The organism is Pseudonocardia sp. ICBG601 (genome assembly GCF_020496245.1).
The window spans coordinates 61,317-76,532 of the sequence record NZ_JAHLJA010000146.1 but is presented as its reverse complement, the minus strand read 5'-3'; the positions used below and the strand labels follow the sequence as shown (position 1 = coordinate 76,532).

The window sequence follows — 15,216 nt, the reverse complement described above, 5'->3', positions numbered from 1 at the left end:
GGAGCGGATCACCGCGCGAGGACTAGATCACCGCGCGAGGAGTGGATCACCGTGGCGGGCGGCGGTCTCAGTGCGAGCAGCGGATCGCTGCGCGGGTAGCGGGTCACCGTGCGGGGCGAGTCGCTGCGCGAGCGGTCGCCGACCCTGCGGGCGGCGGATCGCCGCGTGGGCGGCGGATCACGGTGCGAGCCACGGATCACCGGGGCTCGGGGGTCGCCCCGCGGGGTCAGCCGCCGATGCCCAGCAGCCCCGACGACGACTGCTGGTCCTGCTCGTCGTCGGGATCCGGAGTGAGGTCCACCACCGGTGCCCCGGGCACGTTGCCCGAGGTCAGCGAGGACACCCGCTTCTCGTTCTGCAGCTCCTGCATGAGGAACGCCGTCACCAGCGCCCGGGTGATCTTCCGGGTCCGGTGCTGCGGGCGGTTCTGCAGCAGGAAGCTCGTCCAGTGCCTGCCCTCGCAGAACCCGAGGTGCCCGGCCTTCTCGATCTCGCGGAGCGTCACGTCGGTGCCGGCCTCGTGCTGGGCGGCGGCGATCCGCTGCGCGTGTCCCTCCATGGGGGCCAGCGAGTCGACGGCGGCGGCGAGGTGCAGCGTCGGGACGGTCACCGCGGCGGCCGCCTCGATCGCGGACGGCTTCACCTCCGACGCGGCGAGGGTCACCAGCGCGCCGAGGCGCTCACGCCGGGCGGCGGCGAGGACGGCGGCGCCGCCCCCGGTGCCGTGCCCGACCAGCGCGGTCTTGCGGGCGTCGACGCTGACGTGGCCGTCGCCGAGCCGGACGCCGACACACACGTCGAGGACGGTGTTCAGGTCCGAGGCGAACCGGGCGACGCTCGGGACCGGGCCGCGCTGGGTGTTCGGCGCGGCGGCGACGAAACCCCAGGTCGCAAGGTGGCGCAGCAGCTCGTGGTAGCGGTGCGCGGGCTGCAGCCATGCGTGCCCGATCACCACGGCGGGCAGCTGGTAGCCCTCCGCAGGGGTGTAGACGATGCCCGGCAGACCGATCAGGCCCAGGTCGCCGTACTTCACCGGGTTCGGCCCCGGACGCGACAGCACACCGAGGGCGTCCTTGGCCCCCTTCATCGACGGGGGGCGGGTCACGCTGGTCCGGGCCACGGTCGGCACCGTACCGGTGCAGGTCACCGCGTGCCCGCCTCGCACGGACGTCCGGCGTGGCGCCGGACCGACCCCGTCGCCGGAAGATCGGCAACCGGGCGTCGATACGCTCATCCGTATGTGTGGCATCGTCGGTTACGTCGGTCATCGGTCCGCACTCGACGTCGTCCTCGGCGGCCTGCGACGACTGGAGTACCGCGGTTACGACTCCGCCGGCGTCGCGCTGCCGGACGGCGGTGAGCTGCTGGTCGAGCGCAAGGCCGGAGCCCTGGCCAACCTGGAGGCACGTCTCGAGGAGATCGGTCGCGACCGGTTCACCGGGACCTCGGGCATCGGGCACACGCGGTGGGCCACGCACGGCCCGCCCACCGACCGCAACGCCCACCCGCACCGCAGCAGCGACGGCAAGGTCGCGGTCGTCCACAACGGCATCATCGAGAACTTCCTGGAGCTGCGCGCCGAGCTGGAGGCGCAGGGCATCTGGGCGGAGTCCGACACCGACACCGAGACCGCCGCGCACCTGGTGGCGCTCGCCCACGCCGACGGCCCGACGAAGGGCGACCTGCCGGCGTCGGTCCGCGCCGTCGCCCGCCGGCTGGAGGGTGCGTTCACCCTGGTGGTGACGCACGCCGACGAGCCGGAGCGGATCGTCGCCGCCCGTCGCAACTCCCCGCTGGTGCTCGGCATCGGCGAGGGCGAGACGTTCCTGGCCTCCGACGTCGCGGCGTTCATCGAGTTCACCCGCGACGCCGTCGAGCTCGGCCAGGACCAGGTCGTGACGATCACCCGCGACGGCTACGACGTCACCGACTTCCACGGGGAGCCGGTCGGGGTCAACCCGTTCGAGGTGACCTGGGACCTCGCCGCCGCCGAGAAGGGCGGCCACGACTACTTCATGCTCAAGGAGATCGAGGAGCAGCCGACCGCGATCGCCGACACCCTGCGCGGGCACCTCGTCGACGGCCGGATCGTCCTCGACGAGCAGCGCCTGACCGACCAGGACCTGCGCGACGTCGACAAGGTCTTCGTCGTCGCCTGCGGCACCGCGTACCACTCCGGGCTGCTCGCGAAGTACGCGATCGAGCACTGGACCCGGATCCCGGTCGAGATCGAGCTGGCCAGCGAGTTCCGCTACCGCGACCCGGTGCTGGACCGCTCGACGCTGGTCGTCGCGATCTCCCAGTCCGGCGAGACCGCCGACACCCTGGAGGCGCTGCGCCACGCGAAGGAGCAGAAGGCCCGGGTGCTGGCCATCTGCAACACCAACGGGGCGCAGATCCCGCGCGAGTCCGACGCGGTGATCTACACCCACGCGGGCCCGGAGATCGGCGTCGCCGCGACGAAGACGTTCACCGCCCAGGTCGCGGCGAACTACCTGGTCGGCCTGGCCCTGGCCCAGGCGCGCGGCACCAAGTACCCGGACGAGGTGGTCCGCGAGTTCGAGGAGCTGGAGGCCATCCCGGCCGCCGTCGCCCACGTGCTGGAGTCGCTCGGCGAGGCCCGTGCGCTCGGGCAGGAGCTGGCGCCGTCGAAGGCGGTGCTGTTCCTCGGCCGCCACGTCGGCTACCCGGTGGCCCTGGAGGGCGCGCTCAAGCTCAAGGAGCTCGCCTACATGCACGCCGAGGCCTTCGCGGCCGGCGAGCTCAAGCACGGCCCGATCGCGTTGATCGAGGACGGGCTGCCGGTCGTGGTGGTGATGCCGTCGCCGAAGGGGCGCGCGGTCCTGCACTCCAAGCTGCTGTCCAACATCCAGGAGATCAAGGCGCGCGGGGCGCGGACCGTGGTCCTCGCCGAGACCGGCGACGAGACGGTGCGCCCGTTCGCCGACCACCTCTTCGAGCTGCCCGCGGTGCCGACGCTGCTGCAGCCGCTGGTCGCGACGATCCCGCTGCAGGTGATCGCGGCCGAGATCGCCCGGGCCCGCGGCTACGACGTCGACAAGCCCCGCAACCTGGCGAAGTCGGTCACCGTCGAGTGATCACCGGTTGTGGAGCGGAGCGTTCGCGACGCGGGCGTCCCGCTCCACAACCGTCGATCATGGTCGCCCGGCGCTAGCCTCGCGGCCATGCACGGGCTCCACACCGCGGACCAGGTACGGGCGGCCGAGGCGGCCATGATGCGCACCGTCGGCGACGGGGTGCTGATGCGCCGGGCCGCGGCGGGGCTCGCGCACCACGTGCGGGAGTTCCTCGGCGCGACCTACGGCCGCCGGGTGGTGCTCCTCGTCGGGGCGGGCGACAACGGCGGCGACGCCCTGTGGGCCGGCGCCGAGCTGCGCCGCCGGGGGGCGCACGTCACCGCGGTGCTGCTGGCGCCGGACCGCGCGCACCCGGCGGGCCTCGCCGCGCTGCGCGCCGCCCGCGGGCGGGTGCTGGCCCTGCACCCGCCCGGCCCGGCCGCCGGCGGGCTCGACGCGGCGCGGGCGCTGGTGGCGGGGGCGGACGTCGTCGTCGACGGGATCGTCGGCATCTCCGGGCGCGGCGCGCTGCGCGACCCGGCCCCGGAGCTGGTCGCCGCCGCCGACGGGGCGGGTGTGCCGATCGTGGCGTGCGACCTGCCCTCGGGCGTCGACTGCGACACCGGGGCGACCGACGGGCCGCACGTCCGCGCCGCGCTGACGGTCACCTTCGGCTGCCGCAAGCCGGTGCACGCCCTCGCCGCCCCCCTCTGCGGCCCGGTACGGCTGGTGGACTTCGGGCTCGGGCCGTTCCTGGAGGGGACCGAGCCGCACGCCCGGGTGCTGTCCGACGGCGACGTCGGCGCCCGCTGGCCGGTCCCCGGCCCCGACGACGACAAGTACAGCCAGGGCGTCGTCGGGATCGCCGCCGGGTCGGCCACCTACCCCGGCGCCGCCGTCCTCGCCGCGGGGGCAGCGGCCCTGGCCACCTCGGGGATGGTCCGCTTCGCCGGGTCCGCCGCCGACGAGGTCCGCAGGCACTGGCCGGAGATCGTCGCCACCGGCGACATCACCGATGCGGGCCGCACCCAGGCCTGGGCGGTCGGGCCGGGGCTGGGCACCGGCGGGCAGGGCCGGGCGGTGCTGGAGGAGGCGCTGGACCGCGAGGTGCCGCTCTGCCTCGACGCCGACGCGATCACCCTGCTCGCACAGCACGCCCACCTCCGCGACCGCATCCACGGCGAGCCCGTCGTGCTCACCCCGCACGCGGGGGAGTTCGCCCGGATCGCGGGCGAGGTCGGGCCCGACCGGATCGGCGCCGCCCGCCGCGCCGCTGCCGACCTCGGGGTGACGGTGCTGCTGAAGGGGAACGCGACCGTCGTCGCCGCACCGGACGGACGGGTGCTGGTCGACCCGGCCGCGGACTCCTGGGCCGCGACCGCGGGCTCCGGCGACGTGCTCACCGGCATGATCGGCGCGCTGCTGGCCGCCGGGCTGGACCCGTGGTGGGCGGCGGGCTGCGCGACGCTGGTGCACGCCCGCGCCGCGACGGCGGCCGCCCGCGAGCACGGGCTACCGCCGGTCCCGGCGCCGGCGTCGGCGATGCAGGCGGCGATCCCGGTCGCGCTGCGGGCGGTGCGGGCCGCCGCCTCCCCGTACTGACCGCGGAAGCGGCACACCGGCGGACCTGCGCCGGGAGCGGGTTGTTAGCGTTCCGCGCGTGCCGAAGATCCTGACCAGCCTCCCCGTCGGCGAGCGCGTCGGCATCGCCTTCTCCGGTGGCCTCGACACCTCCGTCGCCGTCGCCTGGATGCGCGAGAACGGCGCGGTCCCCTACGCCTACACCGCCGACCTCGGACAGCCCGACGAGCCCGACCTCGTCGCCGTCCGCGAGCGCGCGCTGGAGTACGGCGCCGAGGCCGCCCGCGTCGTCGACTGCCGTCGCGCACTGGTCGACGAGGGCATCGCCGCGATCGCCTGCGGTGCCTTCCACATCCGCGCCGGCGGGATGCCCTACTTCAACACCACCCCGATCGGCCGCGCCGTCACCGGCACGCTGCTGGTCCGCGCCATGGCCGACGACGGCGTCTCCATCTGGGGCGACGGCTCGACCTTCAAGGGCAACGACATCGAGCGGTTCTACCGCTACGGCCTGCTCGCCAACCCGGCCCTGCGGATCTACAAGCCGTGGCTGGACGAGGCGTTCGTCGACCAGCTCGGCGGCCGCGCGGAGATGAGCGCCTGGCTGGGCGAGCGGGAGCTGCCCTACCGCGACTCCGCGGAGAAGGCGTACTCGACCGACGCCAACATCTGGGGCGCCACCCACGAGGCCAAGAGGCTCGAGCACCTCGACACCTCGATCGAGATCGTCGAGCCGATCATGGGCGTGCGGTTCTGGGACCCGGCCGTCGCGGTCGAGACCGAGGACGTCACCGTCGAGTGGGAGTCCGGTCGCCCCGTCGCGATCAACGGCACCCGCTACGACGACCCGGTCGCGCTGGTCGAGGAGGCCAACCGGATCGGTGGCCGGCACGGCCTGGGCATGACCGACCAGATCGAGAACCGGATCATCGAGGCCAAGAGCCGCGGCATCTACGAGGCCCCGGCGATGGCGCTGCTGTTCGTCACCTACGAGCGGCTCGTGTCGGCGATCCACAACCACGACTCGCTGTCGGCCTACGAGGAGCAGGGCCGCCGGCTCGGCAGGCTCCTCTACGAGGGCCGCTGGCTGGAGCCGCAGTCGCTGATGCTGCGCGAGTCCCTGACCCGCTGGGTCGGCAACGCGGTCACCGGGTCGGTCACGCTGCGGCTGCGCCGCGGCAACGACTGGTCGGTGCTCGACACCCGCGGCCCCGCCCTGGCCTACGCCGAGGACCGGCTGTCGATGGAGCGCGTCGAGGACGCCCCCTTCACCCCGGGCGACCGCATCGGCCAGCTCACCCTGCGCAACCTGGACCTGGCCGACTCCCGCGCCAAGCTGGAGCAGTACTCGGCCACCGGGATGCTCGGCGGCGAGTTCGGCACCTTCGTCGGCGAGATCGAGGCCGGGCGTGCGGCGGAGATCACCGCGACGCCGTCGGACCCCGACGCCGAGCAGGCCGAGGAGTCCCTCGACCGCGCCGCGATGGAGGCCGGGACCGACTGAGCCGGGCTCGGGACCGGGCCGCGCCGGGCCGGGATGCGATGATCGGGGCCGTGCTACCCACGACCGACCCCGCACCCGGTCCGCGGCCCCGGCCCGGACCGGGCGCACCGGCGGCCGAGGCGGTGGTCGACCTCGACGCCGTCCGGCACAACACCCGGTACCTGTCGGGTCTCGCGTCCGGGGCCGAGACGATGGTCGTGGTCAAGGCCGACGGCTACGGCCACGGCGCCGCCGCCGTCGCGCGGGCGGCGCTGTCGGCCGGGGCGACCCGGCTCGGCGTCGCCACCCTGGACGAGGCACTCGCGCTGCGGGCCGACGGCGTCGACGCGCCGCTGCTGTCCTGGCTGCACCTGCCCGACTCCGACTTCGCCGCCGCCGTCGCCGCGGGGGTGGAGCTGTCGGTGTCCGGCCGCGAGCACCTCGCCGCGGTGCTGGCCGGTGCCCGCGCCGCGGGCCGCCCGGTCCGGCTGCACCTCAAGGCCGACACCGGGCTGTCGCGCAACGGCTGCCCGCCCGGCGAGTGGCCCGCCCTGCTCGACGACGTCTCCGACGGCGTCGCCGACGGCACCTGCGAGGTCGTGGCCGTGTGGTCGCACCTGGCCGCCGCCGACGAGCCGGGCCAGCCCGCCGTCGACAGCCAGGCCGCGCGGCTGCACGCCGCCGCCGCGCTCGCCCGGGACCGCGGGTTCGCCCCGCAGCTGCACCTGTGCAACTCGGCGGGTCTGATGACCCGCCCCGACCTGCACCTCGACGTCGTCCGGCCGGGGATCGCCGTCTACGGGCTCGACCCGATCGCCCGCCCCGCCGACAGCCCGCTGCGCCCGGCGATGACGCTGCGCGGCCGGGTCGCGCTCACCAAGACCGTCGAGGCGGGCGAGGGCGTGTCCTACGGCCACGAGTGGGTCGCCCGCGAGCGGCGCACGCTGGCGCTGGTGCCGCTGGGCTACGCAGACGGCGTCCCGCGCCGGCTCAACGACGGCGGCCGGATGCGCGTGCGGATCGGCGGCACCGTCCGGCCGGTCGCCGGGCGGGTCTGCATGGACCAGTTCGTCGTCGACTGCGGGCGGCCGGGGGTGCTGCCGGTCGCGATCGGCGACCCGGTCGAGCTGTTCGGCACCGGCGCCGACGGCGGACCGACGGCCCGCGAGTGGGCCGACGAGCTGGGCACCATCCACTACGAGATCGTCACGGGCGTCCGGGGGCGGGTGCGCCGCACGCTGACCGACGGGCGCGGGGGAGTCGCATGAGCCGCAGGGGATGGACCGTCGCCGGGATCGCGGGCGGTGTGGTCGGCGCGGCGGGCGCCGCGGCCGGGGTCGGTGTCGCCGCGCAGCGACGCAAGATCGCCGCCACCCGTCGCAGCCTGGCCACCGAGATGTCCGCGCACGCCGGGACGCCGCCGGGCACCGTCGGCGAGGAGATGTCGGTGATGGCCGACGACGGCGTCCGCATCGCCTGCGAGGTGGTCGCGCCGGCCGACGGTTCGGAGCCCGCGCTGACGGTGGTGCTGGTGCACGGCTTCGCCCTGGACCGGCGCACCTGGCAGGAGCAGCGACCGCACCTGGCCGGGCTGACCGGCCCGTCGGTGCGGATGGTGCTCTACGACCAGCGCAGCCACGGCCGCTCCGAGCGGGCGCCCGCGGACTCCTGCACGATCGACCAGCTCGGCCGCGACCTCGACGCCGTCATCCGCGCGCTGGCCCCCGAGGGTCCGCTGGTGCTGGTGTCGCACTCGATGGGCGGCATGACCGTGATGGCGCTGGCCGAGCAGCACCCGGAGCTGTTCCACGAGCGCGTCGCCGGGGTGGCGTTGGTGTCGACCTCGGCGGGGGAGATGGCGTCCTCGGGGCTGCCGGGCACGTTCCTGTCCCGGCGCAACCCGATCATCCGCACCCTCGGTGGGCTCGCCGCGTGGCAGCCCGGCCTGGTCGAGACGGGCCGCCGCGCGCTGGGCGACATCATCTGGGTGTTCACCAAGCGCTTCGCCTACGGCGACCGCCAGGTCGACCCGCGGATGGTCGACCTCGTCGACACGATGATCGACTCGAACGCCGTCGGCGCGCTCACCGACTTCGTCGACACCCTCGGCACCCACGACCGGCTCGCGGCGCTGCCCGGCCTGTCCGGCTGCGAGGTGCTCGTCCTGGCCGGCGACGGCGACCGGATCATCCCGTGGCGGCACAGCGAGGTCATCGCCGAGGCGATCCCGACCGCCCGGCTGGTGCGCCTGCCCGGGGTCGGGCACATGCCGATGCTGGAGCAGCCCGAGGTCGTCGACGCCGAGCTCGACGCGCTGATCGCCCGCACCACCGAGCGCACCGCGGGCGGCGGGCTGCGGGCCAAGCGCCCGCCGCAGCTCACCGACACGACCGACGACGAGCAGGCCGAGGCGGGCGGCGGCGCGCTGCAGGGGCTGCTGCGCAGCGCGGGCCGCGTCCGCCGGGGCAGCCGCACCCCGGCCCGGGCCGGCCGGTCCCGGAAGAAGGACCGGCCGTGATCCCCGCCCCCGGCGCGGACGCCGTCGTCACGGAGCTGCCGACCGTCGCCGACACCGAGTCCTTCGGCGAGACGGTCGGCCGCGAGCTGGTCGCCGGTGACGTCGTGCTCCTGGCCGGGCCGCTCGGCGCGGGCAAGACCGCCCTGGTCCGCGGCCTGGCCCGCGGGCTCGGGGTGACCGGCACGGTGGCCTCGCCGACGTTCGTGATCGCCCGCGAGCACCCCTCCGCGGGCGACGGCCCGGCTCTGGTGCACGTCGACGCCTACCGGCTGGGCGGGCCCGACGGGAACGTGGACGTCGCGGCCGAGCTGGACGACCTCGACCTCGACACCGAGCTGGACCGGGCGGTCGTCGCCGTCGAGTGGGGGGTCGGGGTCGCGGAGCGGCTCGCCGGGTCCGCGGTGACGATCGCGCTGGAGCGCCGCGACGACGACACCCGGGTCGCGACGCTGCGCCGCACCGCGCGTCCGTAGGCTCGCGGGCGTGCTGGTACTGGCCCTCGACACCGCGACGACCGTCGTCACCGCCGGTCTCGTCGACCTCGGCCCCGACGGCGGGCTGCGGACCCTCGCCGCCCGCGCGCACGACGGCCGCCGCCACGGCGAGCTGCTGATGCCCGCGGTCCGGGCGCTGTGCGCCGAGGCGGGCCACGCGCTCGCCGAGGTCGGGGCGGTGGTCGTCGGCGCCGGCCCGGGCCCGTTCACCGGGCTGCGGGTCGGGATCGCCTCGGCGGCCGCGCTCGGCCACGCCCTCGACGTGCCGGTGCACGGCGTCGTCACCCACGACGCCCTGGCCTGGGGGCTGCACACCGGCGGGAACCTGCTGGTCGTCACCGACGCCCGGCGCAAGGAGGTCTACTGGGCCGCCTACGACGCCTCCGATCCCGCCGACGCCCACTCGGTCCGCAGGCTGACCGGCCCGGCCGTCGAGGCCCCGGAGGCGCTGGCCGCGCGCCTGGACGAGCTGGCGATCGGCACCGTGGTCGGCGATCCGGCGTTCGCGCAGCGGCTCGGCCGCGAGATCGGCGGCCCCGGCGCCCCGACCGTCGACGGGCTGGTCGGCGTCGCCGCGGCGGACCTGCTCGCCGGCCGGGCCCCCGCCCCGGTCGAGCCGCTCTACCTGCGCCGCCCCGACGCCGTCGAGCCGACCGGCCGCAAGCGCGTCACCGCGTGAACGCCACCGTCTCGCTGGGCCCGCTGTACCGGGCCGACGCGGCGCGCTGCGCGGAGCTGGAGGAGATCCTGTTCCCCGGGGACGACCCGTGGAGCGCGCAGGCCTTCCGCGACGCCGTCTCCTCCGGCCAGCTCTACCTCGCCGCCCGCGCCGGTGACGAGCTGGTCGGCTACGCCGGGCTCGCCGTCGTCGCCGGGCCGCCGATGGCCGAGGCGGAGGTGCACACGATCGGCGTCGACCCGGCCTGGCAGGGCCACGGCATCGGCCGCGCACTGCTGCGGGGGCTGCTCGCCGTCGCCGACGAGCTGCCCGCCACGGTGTTCCTGGAGGTCCGCACCGACAACGTCCCGGCCCGCACGCTGTACGAGAGCCACGGGTTCACCGTGGTCGGGCTGCGCAAGCGTTACTACCGGCCGTCGATGGCCGACGCCCACACGATGCGCCGTGACCGCGTGCGGAAGGCCGCTCAGGACGTCGCGGACAGGTAGGACAGCAGGCGCAGCTCGTCGTCGGTCAGCTCCAGGGTGAGCATCGGCAGCAGCTGCTCCAGCTGCTCGACGGTGCGTGCGCTCGCGATCGGCGCGGTCACCGCGGGCTGCGCGGCCAGCCAGGTCAGGGCGATCGCCGGGACCGGGACGCCGTAGCCGGCGGAGATCTCGTCGAGCCCGGCGAGCACGGCGCGGCCGCGGGAGTCCAGGTACGCCGCCGCGCCCTGCGCCCGCGGGCTCTCCGGGGCGGGGGAGTCGGGCCGGTACTTGCCGGTCAGGAAGCCCTTGGCCAGCCCGTAGTACGGGTGGACGGCCAGCTTCTCCGACTCGGCGAGCGGGGCCAGACCCGCCTCGAAGTCGTCGCGCTCCATGAGGTTGTAGTGCGGCTGGATCGTGCTGAACGCGGTCAGCCCGTCGCGCGCGGAGATCTCCAGCGCCGACCGCAGCCGCTCCGGGGAGAAGTTCGACGCGCCGACCTCGCGGACGAGGCCCTCGCGCACCAGGGCGTCGAACGCGTCGAGGGTCTCCTCCTGCGCGGTCGCCTCGTCGTCGCGGTGGGCGTAGTAGAGGTCGATCCGGTCGGTGCCCAGGCGGCGCAGCGAGTCCCGCGCCGCGGCCGCGACGTTCTCCGCCGACAGGCCCTCGCGGCCGGGCAGGGCGCCGACCTTCGTCGCGAGGTGCAGCGCGTCGCGGTTGCCGCGGGCGGCCATCCACTCGCCGAGGATCGTCTCGGACTCGCCGCCGGAGTTCCCCGGTGCGCGCCACATGTAGGAGTCCGCGGTGTCGATCATCCGTCCGCCGGCGGCGACGAACGCGTCGAGGACGGCGAACGAGGTCTCCCTGTCCGCCGTCCAGCCGAAGACGTTCGCGCCGAGAACCAGGTCAGCCACGCGTCCGAACCTACTCCGCTACAGCGGTCGCAGGCCCGGCCGACGGTCCTCGGTCACGAACCGTCCGCGGGTCTGCACCGGGGCGCCCGGCTGCCGCACGAACGGCACCACCTTGAACTCGGCCTCCATCCGGTCCGCGGTGAACCGGGTGCTGACGTAGCCGCGGCGGTTGTTGTGGAACCGGATGTGCGGGTTCTCGGCGAGGACGGCGTCGGAGCCGTTCTGCTTCTCCGAGCCGTCGCCGCCCGAGGTGATCGAGCTGGACACCAGCTCGGTGCCGACGACCGGCGAGGCGGGGTCGTCGAAGCGGCGCTTCACGTCGGCGCCCCAGTGCGCGTGCACGTCGCCGGTGAGCACGACGAGGTTGCGGGCGCGCCCGCGCTGCGTGGCCGCGGTCCAGGAGTCGACGACGCGGTCGCGCGAGCCGGGGTAGCCGTCCCACGCGTCGGGGTTGAAGCCGCGCCCGGCGCCCGGGGTGAAGTCGACCTGGGAGAAGAACACCTGCTGGCCCAGCACGTCCCAGCGGGCGCGGGAGCGGGCGAAGCCGTCGGCGATCCAGCGCTCCTGCGCGGAGCCGGGCAGCGACCGAGCCGGGTCGGTGCGCTCCGCGCAGTCGCTGCGGAACTCGTCGCCGCAGGGCTGGTCGCCGCGGTACTGGCGGGTGTCGAGCATGTGGAAGGTGACCAGCCCGCCCCAGCCGACGCGGCGGTACAGCCGCATGGCGGCGTCGCGGGGGCGCTGGGCGGCGCGCAGCGGCATGTTCTCCCAGTAGGCGCGGAACGCGGCGGCCTTGCGGGCGGTGAAATCGCCGGGCGGGTCGAGCGGGAGCTCCCGGACGTCGCCGGCCCAGTTGTTCTCGACCTCGTGGTCGTCGAACACGACGAGCCAGGGCGCGGCCGCGTGCGCGGCCTGCAGGTCGGCGTCGGCGTGGTACTGGGCCAGGCGCTGCCGGTAGCCGGCCAGCGTCGTCGTCTCCGGGCCGGCGTGGTCGCGCACGTTCCCGCCGGGTGCGACGTAGTCCTTCGCCGGGTACTCGTAGATGTAGTCGCCCAGGTGCAGCAGCACGTCCGGGCGCTCCTCGGCCATCCGCCGGTAGGCGGTGAACCATCCGTGCTCGAACTGGGAGCAGGAGGTGAAGGCCATGTGCACCGGCGTCATCGACGCCGGCGGGGGCGCGGTGCGGGTGCGGCCGGCGTCGGAGACGGTGCGGCCCACGCGGAAGCGGTAGTGGTAGTCGCGGCCGGGACGCAGGCCCGGCACCTCGACGTGCACGCTGTGGCCCGCGTCCGGCCCGGTGCGGACCCGGCCACGACGCACGACGCGGGTGAAGCGCTCGTCGTCGGCGACCTCCCACTCGACGTCGGTGGCGCGGTTCCCGAGCCCGCCCAGGCCGTCCTCGGCGACGGGGTCGGTGGCGAGCCGGGTCCAGAGCACGACCGAGGTCGGATCGGGTTCCCCGGAGGCGACGCCGAGCGCGAACGGGTCCCCCGGCGGCCGGGCCGGGACGGGTCCGGGAGCCGCGGCGGCCGCGCCCGGCAGCAAGGGTGCGGCGGCGGTGACGGCGGCGGCGGTGAGTCCGGCGCGCAGCAGCGAACGGCGGGAGGTGACCACGATGTGCAGTGCAACGGTCCCGATCGAGTGACACCGGGCCGTCGGCCGACGAGTACGTGAACAACGGGCGACGACCGGGATCTCCCGACACGCCCGAACGGCGCGGTTGAGCCCCCGCTCGGCTTCTGGCACTCTCATGGATAGAGTGCCAACGCGCGCGGCGGACGACCTCCGCCCCGGCACCCGCGACGGCGGGGCGGGAGTCGCCACGTGCGCGCTGCTGACACCGCTAGAGAACCCGTGACACCGGATTCACCCCAGGAAGGGGAGGTCATCGTCGTGGCGAACATCAAGCCGCTCGAGGACAAGCTCGTCGTCCAGGCCAGCGAGGCGGAGACCACCACCGCCTCCGGCATCGTCATCCCGGACACCGCCAAGGAGAAGCCCCAGGAGGGCAAGGTCCTGGCCGTCGGCCCGGGCCGGGTGGACGACAACGGCAACCGCGTCCCGCTCGACGTGGCCGTGGGCGACGTCGTCATCTACTCGAAGTACGGCGGCACCGAGGTCAAGTACAACGGCGAGGAGTACCTGATCCTCTCCGCGCGCGACGTGCTGGCCGTCGTCAACTGACGCGAGGCATCGCCTGACGTACCGCCCCGGGTGGTCCACCCCCAACGGTGGCCCGCACCGGGGCGGTCGCGTCTCTCCCCCCGAGAACCCGAGTATCCCGAGAGGCAGCGAGAACAAGACATGGCGAAGCAGATCAGCTTCGACGAGGAGACCCGTCGCGCGCTCGAGCGTGGCGTGAACCAGCTCGCCGACGCGGTGAAGGTGACGCTCGGCCCGCGCGGCCGGCACGTCGTCATCGACAAGAAGTTCGGCGGCCCGACCGTCACCAACGACGGCGTCACCATCGCCCGTGAGGTCGACCTCGAGGACCCGTTCGAGAACCTCGGCGCGCAGCTGGCGAAGACCGTCGCCACCAAGACCAACGACGTCGCGGGCGACGGCACCACCACCGCCACCGTGCTCGCCCAGGCGCTGGTGAAGGAGGGTCTGCGCAACGTCGCCGCGGGCGCCGCGCCGTTCGCGCTGGGCCAGGGCATCGCCGCGGCCTCGGCGAAGGTCTCCGAGGTGCTGCTGGCGAAGGCCACCCCGGTCGACGCCAAGAGCCACATCGCGCAGGTCGGCGCCATCGCCTCGCGCGAGCAGGAGATCGGCGACCTGATCGCCCAGGCGATCAACACCGTCGGCAAGGACGGCGTGATCACCGTCGAGGAGGGCTCCACCCTCTCGACCGAGCTGGAGATCACCGAGGGTCTGCAGTTCGACAAGGGCTACCTGTCGCCGTACTTCGTCACCGACTCCGAGTCCATGGAGGCGGCGCTCGACGACCCGTACATCCTGCTGCACCGCGACAAGATCGGGTCCATCCAGGACCTGCTGCCGCTGCTGGAGAAGGTGCTCGGCGAGGGCAAGCCGCTCCTGATCATCGCCGAGGACGTCGAGGGCGAGGCGCTGTCCACGCTGGTCGTCAACTCGATCCGCAAGACCGTCAAGGTCGCCGCGGTCAAGTCGCCGTTCTTCGGTGACCGCCGCAAGGCCTTCATGGACGACCTCGCGGTCGCCACCGGCGGTCAGGTCATCAACCCCGAGGTCGGCCTGAAGCTGAACGAGGCCGGGCTCGAGCTGCTGGGCCGCGCGCGTCGCGTCGTCGTCACCAAGGACGCCACCACGATCGTCGAGGGCGCCGGCTCCAAGGCCGACGTCGAGGGTCGTGTCGCGCAGCTCAAGCGCGAGATCGAGGAGTCCGACTCCGACTGGGACAAGGAGAAGCTCCAGGAGCGCCTGGCCAAGCTCTCCGGCGGTGTCGCGGTCATCAAGGCCGGTGCCGCCACCGAGACCGCGCTCAAGGAGCGCAAGCACCGCATCGAGGACGCCGTCGCGGCGACCCGTGCGGCGGTCGAGGAGGGCATCGTCCCCGGCGGCGGTTCCGCGCTGGTGCACGCCGCGGCCGAGCTCGAGGGCGGGCTGGGCCTGACCGGTGACGCCGCGACCGGTGTCGCGATCGTCCGCAAGGCGCTCTCGGCGCCGCTGTACTGGATCGCCGAGAACGGCGGCGACGAGGGCGCGATCGTCGTGTCCCGCGTCGCCGAGGGCGGCTGGGGGACCGGGTACAACTCGGCCACCCGCTCCTACGGCGACCTGATCGCCGACGGCGTCATCGACCCGGTCAAGGTGACCCGGTCGGCGGTGGAGAACGCCGCCTCCATCGCGCGCATGGTGCTGACCACCGAGAGCGCCGTGGTGGACAAGCCGGAGAAGGCCGACCCGGCCCCGGCCGGTGGCCACGGGCACGGTCACGGTCACTGATCCGGTCCGAGCACGACGACGGCGGGCGACCCTCGGGTCGCCCGCCGTTGTGCGTTGCGGGGCAGGAAGTGTGTGCCGTCCG

At 74.7% G+C, this 15,216-nt stretch carries 12 protein-coding genes and 1 pseudogene; 10 read left to right on the top strand and 3 right to left on the bottom strand.

All coding sequences use genetic code 11. The features are described from left to right. Nucleotides 1-226 precede the first annotated feature (226 nt). Nucleotides 227-1,120 carry a dienelactone hydrolase family protein gene (locus KPL57_RS28175; RefSeq protein WP_226353803.1) on the bottom strand — a complete coding sequence of 298 codons (894 nt, stop codon included), beginning with the start codon at nucleotides 1,118-1,120 and terminating at the stop codon, nucleotides 227-229. A 118-nt stretch (nucleotides 1,121-1,238) separates the two neighbouring features. On the opposite strand from KPL57_RS28175, the gene glmS reads away from it, so the two are divergent. The 8 genes and pseudogenes from glmS (at nucleotide 1,239) to rimI (ending at nucleotide 10,320) form a co-directional block, all read left to right on the top strand. Then, nucleotides 1,239-3,098, top strand: a complete 1,860-nt coding sequence (gene glmS, locus KPL57_RS28170; protein WP_226353802.1) for a glutamine--fructose-6-phosphate transaminase (isomerizing) — start codon at nucleotides 1,239-1,241, stop codon at nucleotides 3,096-3,098. 87 nt (nucleotides 3,099-3,185) lie between these two features. Then, nucleotides 3,186-4,679 (top strand): NAD(P)H-hydrate dehydratase, encoded by a 1,494-nt coding sequence (locus tag KPL57_RS28165; protein WP_226353801.1) that lies wholly within the window; start codon nucleotides 3,186-3,188, stop codon nucleotides 4,677-4,679. A gap of 58 nt (nucleotides 4,680-4,737) precedes the next feature. Beyond that, nucleotides 4,738-6,010 (top strand): annotated as a pseudogene (argG, locus tag KPL57_RS28160) (argininosuccinate synthase); the annotation flags it as partial. 190 nt (nucleotides 6,011-6,200) lie between these two features. Continuing rightward, the gene (gene alr, locus KPL57_RS28155; RefSeq protein WP_374203804.1) at nucleotides 6,201-7,409 is read left to right on the top strand and encodes an alanine racemase; all 1,209 of its coding nucleotides are present in this window, start codon (nucleotides 6,201-6,203) and stop codon (nucleotides 7,407-7,409) included. Continuing rightward, nucleotides 7,406-8,659, top strand: a complete 1,254-nt coding sequence (locus KPL57_RS28150; protein ID WP_226353798.1) for an alpha/beta fold hydrolase — start codon at nucleotides 7,406-7,408, stop codon at nucleotides 8,657-8,659. Before alr ends, KPL57_RS28150 begins: the two co-directional genes overlap by 4 nt. Further along, on the top strand, nucleotides 8,656-9,132 hold the full coding sequence (gene tsaE, locus KPL57_RS28145; protein WP_226353797.1) for a tRNA (adenosine(37)-N6)-threonylcarbamoyltransferase complex ATPase subunit type 1 TsaE: 477 nt from the start codon (nucleotides 8,656-8,658) through the stop codon (nucleotides 9,130-9,132). Before KPL57_RS28150 ends, tsaE begins: the two co-directional genes overlap by 4 nt. A gap of 10 nt (nucleotides 9,133-9,142) precedes the next feature. Beyond that, nucleotides 9,143-9,832, top strand: coding sequence for a tRNA (adenosine(37)-N6)-threonylcarbamoyltransferase complex dimerization subunit type 1 TsaB (gene tsaB / locus KPL57_RS28140; RefSeq protein ID WP_226353796.1), 690 nt, complete (start codon nucleotides 9,143-9,145; stop codon nucleotides 9,830-9,832). Then, nucleotides 9,829-10,320: a ribosomal protein S18-alanine N-acetyltransferase gene (gene rimI, locus KPL57_RS28135; protein ID WP_226353795.1), complete on the top strand. Its 492-nt coding sequence runs from the start codon at nucleotides 9,829-9,831 to the stop codon at nucleotides 10,318-10,320. Before tsaB ends, rimI begins: the two co-directional genes overlap by 4 nt. Here rimI and KPL57_RS28130 read toward each other — a convergent pair. Next, the gene (locus tag KPL57_RS28130; protein WP_226353794.1) at nucleotides 10,299-11,210 is read right to left on the bottom strand and encodes an aldo/keto reductase; all 912 of its coding nucleotides are present in this window, start codon (nucleotides 11,208-11,210) and stop codon (nucleotides 10,299-10,301) included. The genes rimI and KPL57_RS28130 overlap by 22 nt on opposite strands. An 18-nt stretch (nucleotides 11,211-11,228) precedes the next feature. Beyond that, complete coding sequence (locus tag KPL57_RS28125) at nucleotides 11,229-12,821, bottom strand: alkaline phosphatase (protein ID WP_226353793.1); 1,593 nt, start codon at nucleotides 12,819-12,821, stop codon at nucleotides 11,229-11,231. 279 nt (nucleotides 12,822-13,100) lie between these two features. Between KPL57_RS28125 and groES the strand changes: the two genes are divergently transcribed. Together groES and groL are read left to right on the top strand one after the other, a co-directional pair. Beyond that, nucleotides 13,101-13,391: a co-chaperone GroES gene (gene groES / locus KPL57_RS28120; RefSeq protein WP_020623960.1), complete on the top strand. Its 291-nt coding sequence runs from the start codon at nucleotides 13,101-13,103 to the stop codon at nucleotides 13,389-13,391. Nucleotides 13,392-13,511: 120 nt separating this feature from the next. Further along, complete coding sequence (groL, locus tag KPL57_RS28115) at nucleotides 13,512-15,134, top strand: chaperonin GroEL (RefSeq protein ID WP_226353792.1); 1,623 nt, start codon at nucleotides 13,512-13,514, stop codon at nucleotides 15,132-15,134. The last annotated feature ends 82 nt before the right edge of the window (nucleotides 15,135-15,216 follow it).

Excerpts from the sequence above, each read along its gene's own strand:
- groL (WP_226353792.1), top strand. The coding sequence starts at position 13,512 with ATGGCGAAGCAGATCAGCTTCGACGAGGAGACCCGTCGCGCGCTCGAG.
- glmS (WP_226353802.1), top strand. The coding sequence starts at position 1,239 with ATGTGTGGCATCGTCGGTTACGTCGGTCATCGGTCCGCACTCGACGTC.
- KPL57_RS28165 (WP_226353801.1), top strand. The coding sequence starts at position 3,186 with ATGCACGGGCTCCACACCGCGGACCAGGTACGGGCGGCCGAGGCGGCC.
- alr (WP_374203804.1), top strand. The coding sequence starts at position 6,201 with ATGATCGGGGCCGTGCTACCCACGACCGACCCCGCACCCGGTCCGCGG.
- KPL57_RS28150 (WP_226353798.1), top strand. The coding sequence starts at position 7,406 with ATGAGCCGCAGGGGATGGACCGTCGCCGGGATCGCGGGCGGTGTGGTC.